This is a genomic window from Serratia sp. PL7 (assembly GCF_945957435.1).
Genome location: NZ_CAMFLB010000003.1, coordinates 153,634 through 168,617, shown reverse-complemented (window position 1 = coordinate 168,617; position 14,984 = coordinate 153,634). Strand labels below are relative to the sequence as shown.

The following is a 14,984-nucleotide window of genomic DNA, read 5'->3' as shown; positions in this document are numbered from 1 at the left end:
GCTACTCCTCAAGATCGCCCTGGTTCTGGTAATCCATAATTTTTAATGAGGTTTTTTACCATGAATCAGACGCTACTTTCAGACTTCGGCACGCCGACAGAACGCGTTGAACGCGCGATTGACGCACTGCGCAACGGGCGCGGCGTAATGGTGCTCGATGATGAAAATCGTGAAAACGAAGGTGACATGATCTTCGCCGCGGAAACCATGACCGTTGAGCAGATGGCGCTGACCATTCGCCACGGCAGCGGTATCGTGTGCCTGTGCATCACCGAAGAACGCCGTCAGCAGCTTGAGCTGCCGATGATGGTGACCAACAACTCCAGCCAGTTCCAGACCGCCTTCACCGTGACCATCGAAGCGGCGCAGGGCGTGACCACCGGGGTTTCCGCTTCCGATCGCCTGACCACCATCCGCGCGGCGGTGGCAGACAGCGCCAAGCCGAGCGACCTGAACCGTCCGGGCCACGTGTTCCCGCTGCGTGCGCAGCCGGGCGGCGTGCTGAGCCGTCGCGGCCACACCGAAGCGACCATCGATCTGGTCTCCATGGCCGGTTTCAAACCTGCCGGCGTGCTGTGTGAACTGACCAACGACGATGGCAGCATGGCGCATGCACCGGAAGTGATTACCTTCGCCAAACAGCACGACATGGTAGTGCTGACCATCGAAGATCTGGTGGCCTACCGCCAGGCGCACGAGAAAAAAGCCAGCTGATAGCCGGCCGCTTTCAACGATAAAAAAGCCGCGTTACGCGGCTTTTTTTGTGGCTACCGTTTTGACAGGCGTTCGCCGATGCGGCTGGCGTAATTCATCACGTGGAAGGTGTAGTTCTCCTCAACCGTACCCTGGAACAGATGCGCCCAGGGGCCGATGGCGTAGATGCCGAGATCTTCCCCGCCGTGCGTCTCGCTTTTCAGCGGCACCAGTGCCGGCTGAATAAAGTCGGGCGCGGTGGTTTGCTCCATGGTCAATGCCGGGCGCTCGGCCAGCGGGATTGTGCCGCCGGGGCCGTTGGCGAAACCGAGGGTGGTGTAGGGCTTGCCGTCGCTGCCCAGCCGAGGTTTACCGTCGACGCCGACGGAAATGCCGAGGATAGGATTGCCGCGCTTGGCATAGCCGGCGATGGTCAGCGTGTGGCTGTGATCGCCGGTCACGATCACCAGCGTTTCGTCCAGGTTGACCTTGCCGACGATGGTTTTCACCGCCTCGTTCAGGGCGACCGCGTCGCTCAGCGTACGGTAGGCGTTACCGTTGTGGCTGCCGTGATCGATGCGTCCACCCTCCACCAGCAGCAGGTAGCCTTCGGGGTTCTTGGCCAGAATATCGATGGCCTTGCCGGTCATCTCTGCCAGTGAAGGTTCTCCCGCCGCGTCTTGCCGTCGATCGTGCTCGAAGTTCATGTGTGATGGCTCGAACAGGGCCAACAGGTGGTCGACCTTACCCGGCTCGATTTTATCGAACTGTGCCTGATTCCATACGTATTGCCCACGCTCGCCGTAGCGCTGCAGCCAGGCCTGCGTCAGGTCGCGGCCATCCTTTCTGGCGCCTGTTTTGCCGGGATATTCCGGATCGCTCACGCTGTCGGGCAGGAAGTTGGCGCGCCCACCGCCCATCGCCACGTTCAGGCCGTTGCCGTATTTCATTTCCACCAGCTGGCGCGCGATGTCGCGGCAGCCTGCGGCCAGGGCGTCCGCCGGCATTTTGGCGTCAGACTCCCAGTCGCGGTTGGCGATATGGGCATAGGTGGCGCCCGGCGTGGCGTGGGTAATGGTCGCGGTTGTCACGGCGCCGGTGGCCATGCCGAGCGTTGCGGCCATCTCCCAGAGCGTGGTGACGGCCTTGGTTTGCTGATCCTCGCAATTGTTGAGGGTGGCCGTATGGTTGAGGCCCATCAGATCGTTGATGGTTTTGACGCCGGTGGTCATTGCCACCGCGCTGGGCGCGGAGTCGGTGATTTGGGCGTCGGCGGAATAGGTTTTGGCCGCCGCCAAATAGGGGAAGGCTTCCCAGGCCAGCACGTTGGACTCGCCATCCACGCCGCGCTGCTGCCCTTCAAAAATGCGGGCGGCGGTCACGGTGGAAAATCCCATACCGTCACCGACCACCAGAATGACGTTTTTGGCGCGGTTGGTGTTTGGCGTCTGCTTCAGCCGCTGTTGCAGCTGGGCTTGCGCCTGAAGGAAGTAAGGGTCTTCGCGCTGCGTCAGCGGCGCGTTGTCCACCGCGCCGGCGGCGACTGCCCCGGTGGCGAACAAGGTCATGGAAAGCGCCAGGCGGGTTGCCAGTGTGAGTCTGAACATGAATTCCTCCTTGGTGAGACGTGATTCCCGTAGCGCCGACGGGCTGCCAACACCCTGTCGACTGAAGGAGGAGTGTATAGATCGCGTTAACAAAGAGTACATAAATTGTTCACAAATTAGATCTGTGTGGCAGTAATGCCATGGTATTCACGTTGATTATTAATTATTTGAAAAATATGCATTTTTTAACTTTTTGTTTGCCAGTCTATTTTTCCGGCTTTTATTTCAAATTTATTGAATATCTTCATCACGGTTATCCGGCTGTGTTGCTGCGTCAAAGCGCGTAATGTAGCGGCATAGCACAATTTGAACTGAGGATCCCACTATGAACACCTCTCGTATGCCGGCACTGTTTCTTGGCCACGGTAGCCCTATGAACGTGCTGGAAGACAACCGTTACACCCGGGCATGGCGTGCGTTGGGTGAGTCATTGCCGCGGCCGAAGGCGATCGTGGCGGTTTCTGCGCATTGGTATACCCGTGGCACTGCGGTCACTGCGATGGAAAAACCCAAAACCATTCACGACTTCGGCGGGTTCCCGCAGGCGCTGTTTGATACCCGTTATCCGGCGCCGGGCTCTCCCGCGCTGGCCACGCAGCTGCAGCACATTCTGGCGCCGGTGCCGGTAACGGCGGATCTCGGCGAGTGGGGGTTGGATCACGGCACCTGGGGCGTATTGATCAAGATGTATCCCAATGCCAATATCCCGGTGGTGCAGCTCAGCGTCGACGGCACTCAGCCGGCGGCTTACCACTATGAGCTGGGCCGCAAACTCGCGGCGCTGCGGGATGAGGGCGTGATGATCGTCGCCAGCGGCAACGTGGTGCACAACCTGCGCATGGTGAAATGGCAGGGCGATACCAGCGCCTACCCGTGGGCGGAATCGTTCAATAACTTTGTCCGGGATAACCTGCGCTATCGGGGCGACAACCACCCGCTGGTGGATTTCATGCGCCATGAGGGCGCGGCGTTGTCAAACCCGACGCCGGAACACTATCTGCCGTTGCTGTACGTGCTCGGCGGCTGGGATGGCAAAGAAGCCATCAGCGTGCCGATCGACGGTATCGAAATGGGGGCGCTGAGCATGCTGTCGGTGCAGGTGGGGTAAAGAAAAAACGCCGGTCAGAGACTGGCGTTTTTGTCTTCAGCAGGGCGATCAGCCGAGGATGGTGTGCGGATAGAAGCGCGATAGATCCTGCGTGATCAGTTCGCGATCTTCGCGCAGGCCGATGCCGCAGGGTTGATCGTTCACCAGCCAGCTGCCGATCAGCGTGTAGCTGTCTTCGAACTTCGGCAGCGGATGGAACTGCTGCACGATCATGCCTTCTTCGCCGTATGGCCCATCGACGCGCGCCACTTCCTGACCGTTTTCGACGATCTGGATATTGGCGCCTTCGCGTGAGAACAGCGGTTTGGTGACGTAATGATCCATCGGCGGATGATCGTCTTGCGCGAAATAAGCCGGCAACAGGTTAGGGTGGTTAGGGAACATTTCCCACAGCAGCGGCAGCAGCGCCTTGTTGGAGATGATGCTCTTCCAGGCCGGCTCCAGCCAACGCACGCCGGCGTCTTCCAGCTTGGTGGAGAACATCTCGCGCAGCATGAATTCCCACGGGTAGAGCTTGAACAGGTTGCCGATCACCTGATCCTGCAGATCGGTAAACTGGCCTTTCTCGCCAAGACCAATCTCTTCCATGAACAGGAACTCGGTCGGCAGACCGGCTTCCTGCGCGCAGTCCTGCAGATATTGCACCGTGCCGCGATCTTCTTCGCTGTCCTGGCAGCAGGCCAGGTGCAACAGGCCGAAGCCGTGATGCGCTTTCAGCTCGGCGAAACGCTCGATCAGCTTCTCCTGCAGGCTGTTGTACTGATCCGATTCCGGATCCAGCTTGCCGGCGTTGATCTGGTCTTCCAGCCACAGCCACTGGAAGAAGGCCGCCTCATACAGCGAGGTTGGCGTATCGGCGTTGTTCTCCAGCAGCTTCGGCGGGTTGACGCCGTCGTAGGCCAGATCGAGACGCGAATACAGCGACGGCTGGTTGGTGCGCCAGGAACTGCGCACGAACTCCCAGGTGTGTTTCGGAATGCAGAACTTGGCCATCAGCTCATCGCTGCCGACCACCTTTTCCACCACCTGCAGGCACATCTGGTGCAGCTCGGCGGTGGCGTTTTCGATCTCTTCAATCTGCGCCAGCGTGAACTGGTAATAGGCGTCTTCACACCAGTACGGCTCGCCGTACATGGTGTGGAAACGGAAACCGAACTCGGTCGCTTTTTCACGCCAGTCCGGGCGCTCGGTAATAGCAATACGTTTCATGCATCAACCGCCCATGCTGCGAGAGCCGGAGTTGGAAGTGGCGCTGCTGCGCTGCATGCTGGTCTGCTTGGCCACGGTCTCGCCGAAACCACCGCGGGTCACGGTGTTGGTGACCGCAGGCTTTGGCGCCATGGCGGTTTTCGGCACCGTCATGGTGCGGCCGCCGGCGGTGGCCGGGCCGTAGCTCTTGCCGCTGGCGTCGACAAACTTGCCGTTCGCCGGGCTGGCGGCGTTCTTGGAAGTGAACAGTGGCTGCTGCGCGAAGCCGGAACCGCCCATCAGGCGGCCCATCATGTAGCCCGCCATCAGCGGCATCCAGAAGCTGCCGCTGCTTTGCGATTCCGCCGCCATGCCGGCCTGTGCCGGCGCTTGGGTGCACTGCGCTTCGCCGAACTCGGCGACGCAGTCTTCGCGGGTGGCGTATTTCGGCGCGGTTTTCGCCGCTTCTTGCAGGGCGTTGTTGTAGGAGGTGGTGCACTGCTCGCTCATTGAAGGATTGGCGCGCGAACAGTCATCGGCATTCTGATACAGGGAGACCGTTTCATCGCTCTTCTCGCAGCCGGCCAGCATAAAGACGGCGCTGATCGCCAAGGCCACGGGCGCGACACGGTAGCTGCGCCAGGATTTGCGGAACGTCTCTTGGTTGATGTTTTTTGTCCGTTTCATCGTTATCAATCCCATCATGCGGGCTGTTTTCGCCCTTTCCCAGTAGTGGCGCTAAGGATAGGGGAAACATGGTCAAAATTAAAGCTGAAACGCCCGTAGAATCCACTCTTTACGCAGTTATACGTTGGGGTGTGCGCCAGTTCGCTTTCGCGGCGAAAAAACGCGCGTTGGCGTTTCATCATGAAACGTTATCGCTATGATGATGTTCCATAATGGAACAAAAATCGCGAAGCTCGCCAGGCGGGTGGCAGGCGCTCATAGTCGAAGCACAACAACAAGCCGACGGCGAAGTCGGCGCGTCATCACCTGATATCTGAACGTTACCATCGCCAACTCCCTACAAGGATCCGGTTATGTTGAGAATCATCCAGTCACCAGGTAAATACATTCAGGGCGCCAATGCGCTAGCCGTCGTCGGCGAATACGCCAAATCCCTCGCCGATCATTACCTGGTGATCGCCGACGACTTCGTGATGCAGCTGGCGGGCGACACCCTAATGGGCAGCCTGCAGCAGCACGGCGTGAAACATCACGCGGCCCGCTTCAACGGCGAGTGCTGCCGCAAAGAGATAGACCGGCTCGGCCGCGAGCTGCAGGCCCACGGTTGCCGCGGAGTGATCGGCGTCGGCGGTGGTAAGACGCTCGACACCGCCAAGGCCGTCGCCCACTACCAACGGCTGCCGGTGGTGCTCATTCCCACCATTGCTTCCACCGATGCGCCGACCAGCGCGCTGTCGGTTCTCTACACCGAACAGGGCGAATTCGCCGAATACCTGATCTACCCGCGCAACCCAGATATGGTGGTGATGGACAGTTCCATCATCGCCAACGCGCCGGTGCGCCTGTTGGTCGCCGGCATGGGCGACGCGCTTTCCACCTATTTCGAGGCGCAGGCCTGCTTCGACGCTCAGGCCACCAGCATGGCCGGCGGCAAATCGACGCTGGCGGCGCTCAGTCTGGCGCGGCTGTGCTATGACACGCTGCTGGCCGAAGGGGTGAAGGCCAAGCTGGCGGTCGAGGCCGGCGTGGTAACGGAAGCGGTGGAGCGCATTATTGAGGCCAATACGTATTTGAGCGGCATCGGCTTCGAGAGTAGCGGGCTGGCGGCGGCGCACGCCATTCACAACGGTTTCACCGTGCTGGAAGAGTGCCACCACCTGTATCACGGCGAAAAAGTGGCGTTCGGCACCTTGGCGCAGCTGGTATTGCAGAACAGCCCGATGGCGCAGATTGAAACCGTGTTGGCGTTTTGCCATGACATCGGCCTGCCGATCACGCTGGCGCAGATGGGCGTCACCGGCGACGCGACGGCGAAGATGATGGCGGTGGCCGAGGCCAGTTGCGCCGCCGGCGAAACCATTCACAACATGCCGTTCAAGGTCACCCCTGCGGGCGTGCAGGCGGCGATCCTGACGGCGGACAGGCTGGGCACCGCCTGGCTGCAGCGTCATTGATACCGTTGGGGCGCGGTGCGCCGCGCCCCTGGGCTTACAGAGGAAATCATCGTGAAAAAACTGATTAATCAGGTCGAGTCGGTGTTGGAAGAGCAGTTGCAGGGGCTGGCGGAGGCCCATCCCGAGTTGCTGGTGCACGCGGATCCGGTGTTCGTGACCCGCGCCGACGCGCCGGTGGCGGGCAAGGTGGCGATCCTGTCCGGCGGCGGTAGCGGCCACGAGCCGATGCACTGCGGTTTCGTCGGCGAAGGGATGCTCGACGGCGCCTGTCCGGGCGAGATTTTCACCTCGCCGACGCCGGATAAAATGTACGAGTGCGGTCAGGCGATCGACGGTGGCGCCGGCGTGTTGCTGCTGATTAAGAACTACACCGGCGACGTGCTCAACTTCGAAACCGCCACCGAACTGCTGCACGACAGCGGCGTCGCGGTGGCGACGGTGCTGGTGGATGACGACGTGGCGGTCAAAGACAGCCTGTTCACTGCTGGGCGACGCGGGGTGGCCAACACCGTGCTGATGGAGAAACTGCTGGGCGCCGCCGCAGCGCGCGGCGACGATCTGGACAGCGTGGTGACGCTGGGGCATCGCATCAACAACCACGGGCATTCGATTGGCATTGCGCTGGGTGCCTGTACCGTCCCCGCCGCCGGCAAACCGTCGTTCACCCTGGCGGAGAACGAGATGGAGTTCGGCGTCGGCATTCACGGCGAGCCGGGCATTGCGCGCCGCACGTTCACCACGCTCAACGCGGCGGTGGACGACATGTTCCATACGTTGATCGACCACGGCCACTATCAGCGCACGATCCGCGTCTGGGATCGTCAGCAGGGCGAGTGGCGCGACGAGATGCAGACCAAGCAGCCGCTGACGCGCGGCGATCGGGTGATCGCGTTGGTCAATAACCTGGGTGCCACGCCGCTGTCCGAGCTGTATGGCGTCTACCATCGATTGGCGGAGCGTTGCGCCGAGGCGGGCATCATTATCGAACGCAACCTGGTGGGTTCTTATTGCACCTCGCTTGATATGCAGGGCGTGTCCATCACGTTGTTGAACGTGGACGACGAGCTGTTGTCCTTGTGGGATGCGCCGGTGAAAACGCCTGCGCTGCGTTGGGGTTGCTGAGGAGGAATTATGGCGTTGACCAAACAACAGGTCGTCGATTGGCTGATGCGTTGCGGCGAAGTATTCAGCCGGGAGCGCGATTTTCTCACCCAACTGGACACCGAGATCGGCGATGCCGACCACGGTCTGAACATGAATCGCGGTTTCAATAAGGTGGTGGAAAAGCTGCCGTCGGTGGCGGACAAGGATATCGGCTTTATCCTGAAAAACACCGGTATGACGCTGCTGTCGAGCGTGGGCGGCGCCAGCGGTCCGCTGTTCGGCACCTTCTTCATCCGCGCGGCGCAGGCGGCGAACGCCAAGCAAAGCCTGGATCTGGTGGAGCTGCATCAGGTGATGCAGGAAGGGGTGGAAGGCGTGGTGATGCGCGGTAAGGCGGAGCCGGGCGACAAGACCATGTGCGACGTCTGGTGGCCGGTGGTGGAAAGCCTCGGCCAGTCCGCGCAGCAGAACCTGAGCGTGGCGGAGGCGCTGCAGCGCGCCGCCGACAGCGCCGAGCGGGCGGTGGAGAGCACCATTACCATGCAGGCGCGTAAAGGGCGGGCCAGTTACCTGGGCGAGCGTAGCATCGGCCACCAGGATCCCGGCGCCACTTCGGTGATGTTGATGATGAAAACGCTGGCCGAGGTCGCCGGCAGTTAGCAGGAGGCGAGATGATTAATATCGTGGTGGTTTCGCACAGCGCGTTGCTGGCGCGCGGCGTTGAGCAGTTGGCGCGGCAGATGATGCGCGGTGACGGCTGCAAACTGGCGCTGGCGGCGGGCGTGGATGACGAGCAGCACCCGATCGGTACCGACGCGGTCAAAGTGATGGAGGCGATCGAAGCGGTCGCCGGCGGCGACGGCGTTCTGGTGCTGATGGATCTGGGCAGCGCGCTGCTCAGTGCCGAAACCGCGCTCGATCTGCTGGACCCGGACCTGGCCGCCAAAGTGCGGCTGTGCGCGGCGCCGCTGGTTGAAGGCACCCTGGCGGCGGTGGTGGCCGCCAACTCCGGTGCTTCGCTGGAACAGGTGGTGGCGGAGGCGCAGGGGGCGCTGCAGGCCAAGCAGGCACAGCTGGGTGAGGCTTCACCGACGGCGAAAAGCGTGGCCTTGCCGCTGGCGCAGGGCAAAAGCGTAACCTGGACGGTGCAGAACCCGCACGGGCTGCATGCGCGCCCGGCGGCGCGGCTGGTCGAGACGCTGGCGCCGTTCAAGGCCGAGCTGGTGCTGGAGAAGCAGGGGCAGTGCGTCGATCCGCGCAGCCTCAATCAGCTGGCGCTGCTGCAGGTGCGTCACGGCGACACCGTTCGCCTGATTGCCGACGGTGCGCAGGCGGACGAGGCGCTGGCGGCGTTCAAAGCGCTGGCGGAACAACATTTCGGCGAGACGGTCTCCGAGCGGCAGCAGCCTTCGCTGCACGGTATCCCGGTGGCGGAAAGCGTCACCAGCGGACCCGTGTTCCAGGCCCACAGCTTCTGGCCGCCAACCGCCGATCGGCGTATCGGCGCGGACGAGGTGCTGGGCGAACAGCAACGCCTGCGGGAGGCGTTACAGCACACGCTGAGCGATCTGAACCGGCTGGCGGAACGCACCGGCACGCTGATCGGCAAGCCGCAGGCGGCGATCTTCGGCGCCCACAGCATGCTGCTGGACGATCCGGATCTGCAGCAGGCGGCTTACACCCGCATCGCGCAGCAGCTGTGCTGCGCCGAGCAGGCCTGGCGGCAGGTGCTGGGGGCGATCGCCGAAGAGTACCGTGAGCTGGATGACGACTACATGCGGGCGCGCGAATTGGACGTGCGCGACATGCTGCGCCGCACGCTGTGCCATCTGCAGGGGCTGCCGTTACCGGCCATGGCGCTCGCAGAACCGTCAATATTGGTGATGGACGAGTTGATGCCCTCGGAGGTGGTGATGCTCGACAGGCGGCTGGTGCTCGGCATCTGCCTGAGCGGCGGCAATGCCCTGTCGCACAGCGCCATTCTGGCGAAGGCGATGGGCATTCCGATGGTGGTCGGCATGCAGGATTGCCTGAGCAAAACCCGCAGCGGGCAGAAGGCGATGCTGGACGCCGCGCGCGGGGTATTGCAGCTCAGCCACTAGGCACGCAGCTTGAACTGGCGGATGTCGATCCCGTGCTGTTTGATCTTCCGCCACAGCGTGGTGCGGCCGATGCCCAGCAGCTGCGCCATCTCCGTCACCTGGCCACGGCTGACGGTCGCCGCGCGCAGGATCGCCTGGCGTTCCATGTCCATCAGCGTCAACAGCGGTGCGCCGGGCTGCGGATCGCTTTCCAGCAGCGACGGCTGGCCGAGCAGGTGCGCCGGCAGATCCGCCAACTGGATGTGGTGGCCGTGGCAAATCATTGCCGCGCGCTCCACCACCCCTTTCAGTTCCAAATCGTTGCCCGGCCACAGATAAAGCGCCAACTGGGCCATCACCTCGTCATCGACCCGGAAGCGACACTGAAAATGCAGCTCCAGCGTGCGCAAATGGTGTTTGACCAGCAGCGGAATATCGCTCAGCCGCTGGCGCAGAGGCGGGATCAGGATTTCGAACGCCTGCAGGCTGTAAAATAGCTGGCGGCGGAAACGGTTTTGCTGCACCAGCAGCGGCAGATCGGCGGCGCTGCCGGCGATCACACGCACATCGACCGGGATCACCCGGCTGGAATTGAGGCGGATCACCACGCCGGTTTTCAACACCTGCAGTAGCGCCGACTGCATCTCCGCCGGCAGGTATTCGATCTGTTCGAGGTACAGCGTGCCGCCGTTGGCCAATTCGAATTTACTGAGCTGGCCCGCCTCTTCTTCGCTGGCGTCGTTGCCCAGCAGCTCACGCAGCCCCTGCGCCTGCGTCAGCAGCTGGCAGTTGAGGGCGATATACGGCCCGGCGGCGCGTTCGCCGGCGTTGTGGATAGCCTGGCTGAGCAGCTCTTTGCCAACGCCTTCTTCCCCGCGCAACAGGATCGGATGCTGGCCTTTGGCCGCCTGCTGCCCGTAACGGATCAGTCGCCGCATTTCCAGCGAAGTGGAGGGCATCTGTTCGAAGCTGTGGCTGACGCGCCCCAGCTGGCTGCTGACATACTGGCGCAGCCGTTCGAGCGGGTGCAGCAGGGCGATGAAACTGCAGCGATCGCCGTCGAAAATCGGCTTGAGCGTCAGCAAGGCGGCGATAAATTGTCGCTGACTTTCGAAGGTGACTTCGACGTGTTGCAGCGGTTGGCGATCGGCGATGGCGCGCTTGAGCAGCGCGGGCAGCGTCAACAGCTGCGTCAGCGGCTTGCCCTGGCTCTGCTGTTCGTCCAGCTTCAGCAGGCCGGCGGCGCGCTGGTTGATGTATTGCAGGTAGCCGCGGTGATCCCAGGCCATGACGCCGTCGTCCACGCCGTCCAGCAGGCCGTAAAGCTGATTCAGATGGCGGTTGGATTCCGCCAGCAGGCCGTCGGCGTTCAGCGAGTTACCGATTTCGCGGGCGATGGCCAGCGTCAGCGACAGATCGCCGGCGGCGCAATCGGCCAGCAGGCAACCCAGGGCGATCGAGCCGCGCTGGCGGCCGCTGTTGTCGTAGACCGGCGTGGCGCAGAACGACCAGCCGTGCAGCGCCCGGCGCACATGCTCTTCACCGCTCACCCGTACCGGGTGGCCTTCCGCCGCCGCCAGCGCCGGAGCATTGGTGCCGATCTGTCCCTCGGCCCAGTAAGCGCCGGGGGCGAATCCCAGTTGCTGCAAATGCTCCCAGGTTTGGGCGTCGCCGCAATGCCACAGCGTGCAGCCGCTTTCGTCGAGGATCAGCAACAGACAACGTCGCGGCTCCATGTATTCGCAGGCGTCTTCCAGCGCCGCCTGGCCAAGCGTCAGCAGATCGTTCTTGCGGCGGCAAATCGATTCGAAGGTGGCGCCCTGAGCGCGGTGCGGTGCCTGCCAAACGTCTGGCTGCATCAGGCTGCGGCAGCGCAGCCAGGAGGCGTAAACGGCTTGTGTCGGGCGCAGCGGCGGCGGCAGTTCACCGTCGTTAATCAGCCGCTGCCAGCGTGAATCGTTGTCCATCGAACCTCATCCAGACTGCGAAAACGAGAGTGAAGATGATACCACCTGGTGTAGCGGCGGCTGTGAGGCGGTGGGCAGAAGTGGGGAAATCGGGGCAAAAAAAACGGGGCGCGGCGCAGGCCGGACCCCGTGTTTATCAACGTGCGCGCATCAGTTACGGAATGGGTTGCCGCTGTTGCGAGCCGGTTGGCTGGTGGTAACGGCCGGCGCGGATACGCGAGTGGCCGCCGGTGCCGGCGCCGCGGTTTGTTGCATCGGCGCATTGTCCTGATAACCGTCCGCATAGGCGTCCTGCGCGCGGTTTTGCGGTGCGACGGCGTCAGGCGCGGTCGACACCGGTTTGCCCAACGCGCCATTCAGCAGCAGCAGATCGTTCTGGTTCAGCGTGCCGAGCGCCGACTTGATGTTCAGCTGGTTGATCAGATAGGTATAACGCGCGTCGGACAGTTGACGTTTGGCGTTATACAGGGTGGTGGTGGCGTCCAGCACATCGACGATGGTGCGGGTACCGACCTGATAACCGGCTTCCATCGCGTCCAGGGAGCTCTGCGCGGAGATCACCGCCTGTTTGTAGGCGTTGATGCTGCTGATCGAGGCGTTAACGTTGTTGAACGACGAACGCACGGTCTGCACCACGCTGCGGTGGGAGCTTTCCAACTGCTCACTGGCGCCGACGAAGCCGTACTGCGCTTGTTTGACCTGCGAGTTGGTCGCGCCGCCGCTGTATAGCGGCAGGTTGAAGCTGATGCCGACCTTATTTTGGCCCGCATCGGAGTCGCTGTAGCGTGCGGCATTCGCGCCGCCGGTGTTGGAGCCGTTGTATTTGGTATTGCTGATGCCGGTCGACGCGCTGACGTCAATCGTCGGCATATAGCCAGTTTGGGCTGCGCGGATTTGCTCACGCGCCAGATCCTGGCTCAGACGGGCGGACAGCAGGCTCAGGTTGCGCGCTTCCGCTTCTTTCAGCAGGTTGTTCACCGCTTCCGGGCGCTGGGTACTGAAGCGATCGGTATTCAACGAGGCCAGCTCTGGGTAGAAGGCCCCGGTCACCTGGCGCAGCGTTTCCAGCGCGTTATCCAGATCGTTGCGGGCGGAGACTTCGGCCGCCAGCACGGTATCATAGTTCGAACGGGCGTTCTGCACATCGGTGATCGCCACCAGGCCCACGTTGAAGCGTTGGGTGGTTTGATCCAGCGTGCGGTAGACCGCGTCTTTCTGCGCCTGGGTATAGGACAGCGTGTCGATCGCTTTCAGCACGTTGAAGTAAGCGGTGGCGGTGTTGAGAATCAGCGACTGCTCTGCGGTCTGGAAGGTGACGTCGGAGATGCCGGCGGTCTTTTCCTGCAGCGTCAGCTGGCGCCATTTCGACATGTCGAAGAGGGTTTGCGTCAATGCCAGCGAACCGCTGGTCACGTTGCTGTTAACGCCATTGCTGTCACGATAACCGTTGGTGTAATCGTAACCTGCGGTTAAACCGAGCTGCGGCAACAGCGGGCTGCGCGCTTCATTGATCTTTTCGAATGCGGCGTCGCGGTCAGCAGCACTTTTGCGCAGATCCGGGTTACTTTCCCTGGCCTGTTTGTAGACCTGCAGCAGGTTCTCTGCCTGGCTCATTGCACTGAAGCCGCCCAGGCTCAGTCCGATAAGAAGGGGGAGCAGTTTCTTCATTTGCATTCCTTGTTGTGCAGCAATATTGCTATGTTAGCGCTGACGATAGACGAAATAGTTGCCGATTCTAGCAGAGTCTGCGGTACGCATCAGGTGGCTGAATGTGCCATATCACGTAACTTTTACCTTTCAGACCGCCCATTTACCTTGGCGTACTGCCCCGGTCGACTGCAGCTGATATTATGGCTGACAATCCGGATTGTTTCCCGCTATTACCTGCGAGCGCACAAACGTGCCGCATCCGGCGGCGAGAAACAGCCTAACATAAAGCCGCGGCGGAGAGTCCCGCTGTTTCTGTCATCAAAACCGTTTATTTTATCGGCATACTCAAGCAGGAGAATTCGCGCATGAACCGTTCGCAGCCGTCGCCCGTTACTTTCGATAAAAAAGATGTAGAAATTATTGCACGCGAGACGCTGTACCGTGGTTTTTTTTCACTCAATTTATACCGGTTTCGCCATCGGTTGTTCAATGGCGAAATGAGCCCTGAAATCACGCGTGAAATTTTCGAGCGCGGCCATGCGGCGGTGCTGCTGCCCTATGATCCGGTGCGCGATGAAGTGGTGCTGATTGAACAACTGCGCATCGCCGCGGTCGATACCCGTAATTCGCCCTGGCTGCTGGAAATGGTGGCGGGTATGATCGAAACCGGCGAAAGCGTCGAAGACGTGTGCCGCCGCGAAGCGCAGGAAGAGGCCGGCGTGGTGGTCGGGCGCTGTAAGCCGGTGCTGAGCTACCTGGCCAGCCCCGGCGGTACCAGCGAACGTTTGTCGATCATGGTCGGCGAAGTGGACGCCCGCACCGCCGAGGGCATCCACGGTCTGGCGGAAGAGCATGAAGATATCCGCGTCCACGTGGTCAGCCGCGAGCAGGCTTACCGCTGGGTAGAGGAGGGCGCGATCGATAACGCCGCATCAGTGATTGCATTGCAATGGCTGGCGTTGCACCATGAATCGTTGAGAAAAGAGTGGGCCAACTAATGAAACAGCGCTATACCCCTGATTTCCCCGAAATGATGAGATTGTGCGAAACCAACTTCGCGCAATTGCGCCGCTTGCTGCCGCGCAACGATGAAGCGGGCGAAACGGTGACTTATCAGGTGAACGGCGCCGGCTATCGTTTGACCATCGTTGAGTCCACGCGTTACACGTCGCTGGTGGAGATCGAGCAGATCTTTCCGGCGGTCAGCTACTGGAGCCTGCCCGCGATGACGGTGCGGTTGTACCATGACGCCATGGTTGCGGAAGTGTGTTCCAGTCAGCAGATCTACCGCTTTAAAGCGCGTTATGATTATCCTAATAAAAAGTTGCATCAACGCGACGAAAAGCATCAAATTAACCAGTTTCTTGCTGATTGGCTGCGCTACTGTTTGGCGCATGGAGCGATGGCGGTTCCGGTTTGTTAGACAGACTGAAATAACAAAGGAC

At 61.4% G+C, this 14,984-nt stretch carries 13 protein-coding genes; 8 read left to right on the top strand and 5 right to left on the bottom strand.

Annotated elements, in window-relative coordinates; all coding sequences use genetic code 11:
* Positions 1 to 60 precede the first annotated feature (60 nt).
* Complete coding sequence (gene ribB, locus N6G83_RS18875) at positions 61 to 714, top strand: 3,4-dihydroxy-2-butanone-4-phosphate synthase (protein WP_004937218.1); 654 nt, start codon at positions 61 to 63, stop codon at positions 712 to 714.
* Between the two features lie 53 nt (positions 715 to 767).
* On the opposite strand, the gene N6G83_RS18870 is transcribed toward ribB, so the two are convergent.
* Entirely contained in the window at positions 768 to 2,300 is a 1,533-nt protein-coding gene (locus N6G83_RS18870) for an alkaline phosphatase (protein ID WP_025304318.1), read from the bottom strand.
* Between the two features lie 325 nt (positions 2,301 to 2,625).
* Between N6G83_RS18870 and ygiD the strand changes: the two genes are divergently transcribed.
* Entirely contained in the window at positions 2,626 to 3,408 is a 783-nt protein-coding gene (ygiD, locus tag N6G83_RS18865; protein ID WP_260515681.1) for a 4,5-DOPA dioxygenase extradiol, read from the top strand.
* A 48-nt stretch (positions 3,409 to 3,456) separates the two neighbouring features.
* Here the strand turns inward: ygiD and N6G83_RS18860 are convergent, their stop codons facing one another.
* Both N6G83_RS18860 and N6G83_RS18855 read right to left on the bottom strand, forming a co-directional pair.
* Entirely contained in the window at positions 3,457 to 4,617 is a 1,161-nt protein-coding gene (locus N6G83_RS18860) for a glutathionylspermidine synthase family protein (protein WP_025304316.1), read from the bottom strand.
* 3 nt (positions 4,618 to 4,620) lie between these two features.
* Positions 4,621 to 5,283 (bottom strand): DUF1190 family protein, encoded by a 663-nt coding sequence (locus N6G83_RS18855; RefSeq protein ID WP_025304315.1) that lies wholly within the window; start codon positions 5,281 to 5,283, stop codon positions 4,621 to 4,623.
* 353 nt (positions 5,284 to 5,636) lie between these two features.
* Here N6G83_RS18855 and N6G83_RS18850 point away from each other — a divergent pair, with 353 nt between their 5' ends.
* Genes N6G83_RS18850 through dhaM form a run of 4 tightly spaced genes read left to right on the top strand, consistent with a single transcriptional unit; the run spans position 5,637 to position 9,943 of the window.
* Positions 5,637 to 6,737 (top strand): glycerol dehydrogenase, encoded by a 1,101-nt coding sequence (locus tag N6G83_RS18850; protein WP_025304314.1) that lies wholly within the window; start codon positions 5,637 to 5,639, stop codon positions 6,735 to 6,737.
* Between the two features lie 51 nt (positions 6,738 to 6,788).
* Positions 6,789 to 7,859, top strand: a complete 1,071-nt coding sequence (gene dhaK / locus N6G83_RS18845; protein ID WP_025304313.1) for a dihydroxyacetone kinase subunit DhaK — start codon at positions 6,789 to 6,791, stop codon at positions 7,857 to 7,859.
* A 9-nt stretch (positions 7,860 to 7,868) separates the two neighbouring features.
* Positions 7,869 to 8,501 carry a dihydroxyacetone kinase subunit DhaL gene (gene dhaL / locus N6G83_RS18840; protein ID WP_025304312.1) on the top strand — a complete coding sequence of 211 codons (633 nt, stop codon included), beginning with the start codon at positions 7,869 to 7,871 and terminating at the stop codon, positions 8,499 to 8,501.
* 11 nt (positions 8,502 to 8,512) lie between these two features.
* Positions 8,513 to 9,943: a dihydroxyacetone kinase phosphoryl donor subunit DhaM gene (dhaM, locus tag N6G83_RS18835; protein ID WP_260515678.1), complete on the top strand. Its 1,431-nt coding sequence runs from the start codon at positions 8,513 to 8,515 to the stop codon at positions 9,941 to 9,943.
* Here the strand turns inward: dhaM and dhaR are convergent.
* Together dhaR and hasF are read right to left on the bottom strand one after the other, a co-directional pair.
* Positions 9,940 to 11,889, bottom strand: a complete 1,950-nt coding sequence (gene dhaR, locus N6G83_RS18830) for a dihydroxyacetone kinase operon transcriptional regulator DhaR (RefSeq protein WP_260515676.1) — start codon at positions 11,887 to 11,889, stop codon at positions 9,940 to 9,942. The two genes, dhaM and dhaR, sit on opposite strands and share 4 nt — an antisense overlap.
* Positions 11,890 to 12,039: 150 nt before the next feature.
* Positions 12,040 to 13,557: a multidrug efflux transporter outer membrane subunit HasF gene (hasF, locus tag N6G83_RS18825; protein WP_025304309.1), complete on the bottom strand. Its 1,518-nt coding sequence runs from the start codon at positions 13,555 to 13,557 to the stop codon at positions 12,040 to 12,042.
* A gap of 347 nt (positions 13,558 to 13,904) precedes the next feature.
* Here hasF and nudF point away from each other — a divergent pair, with 347 nt between their 5' ends.
* The gene (gene nudF / locus N6G83_RS18820) at positions 13,905 to 14,537 is read left to right on the top strand and encodes an ADP-ribose diphosphatase (protein WP_043142088.1); all 633 of its coding nucleotides are present in this window, start codon (positions 13,905 to 13,907) and stop codon (positions 14,535 to 14,537) included.
* On the top strand, positions 14,537 to 14,962 hold the full coding sequence (locus N6G83_RS18815) for a DUF1249 family protein (protein WP_004937244.1): 426 nt from the start codon (positions 14,537 to 14,539) through the stop codon (positions 14,960 to 14,962). The genes nudF and N6G83_RS18815 overlap by 1 nt, the downstream gene beginning before the upstream one ends.
* Positions 14,963 to 14,984: the final 22 nt, after the last annotated feature.

Excerpts from the sequence above, each read along its gene's own strand:
- dhaM (WP_260515678.1), top strand. The coding sequence starts at position 8,513 with ATGATTAATATCGTGGTGGTTTCGCACAGCGCGTTGCTGGCGCGCGGC.
- N6G83_RS18860 (WP_025304316.1), bottom strand. The coding sequence starts at position 4,617 with ATGAAACGTATTGCTATTACCGAGCGCCCGGACTGGCGTGAAAAAGCG.
- N6G83_RS18855 (WP_025304315.1), bottom strand. The coding sequence starts at position 5,283 with ATGAAACGGACAAAAAACATCAACCAAGAGACGTTCCGCAAATCCTGG.
- nudF (WP_043142088.1), top strand. The coding sequence starts at position 13,905 with ATGAACCGTTCGCAGCCGTCGCCCGTTACTTTCGATAAAAAAGATGTA.
- N6G83_RS18815 (WP_004937244.1), top strand. The coding sequence starts at position 14,537 with ATGAAACAGCGCTATACCCCTGATTTCCCCGAAATGATGAGATTGTGC.
- N6G83_RS18850 (WP_025304314.1), top strand. The coding sequence starts at position 5,637 with ATGTTGAGAATCATCCAGTCACCAGGTAAATACATTCAGGGCGCCAAT.
- dhaR (WP_260515676.1), bottom strand. The coding sequence starts at position 11,889 with ATGGACAACGATTCACGCTGGCAGCGGCTGATTAACGACGGTGAACTG.
- ygiD (WP_260515681.1), top strand. The coding sequence starts at position 2,626 with ATGAACACCTCTCGTATGCCGGCACTGTTTCTTGGCCACGGTAGCCCT.
- ribB (WP_004937218.1), top strand. The coding sequence starts at position 61 with ATGAATCAGACGCTACTTTCAGACTTCGGCACGCCGACAGAACGCGTT.
- dhaL (WP_025304312.1), top strand. The coding sequence starts at position 7,869 with ATGGCGTTGACCAAACAACAGGTCGTCGATTGGCTGATGCGTTGCGGC.
- hasF (WP_025304309.1), bottom strand. The coding sequence starts at position 13,557 with ATGAAGAAACTGCTCCCCCTTCTTATCGGACTGAGCCTGGGCGGCTTC.
- N6G83_RS18870 (WP_025304318.1), bottom strand. The coding sequence starts at position 2,300 with ATGTTCAGACTCACACTGGCAACCCGCCTGGCGCTTTCCATGACCTTG.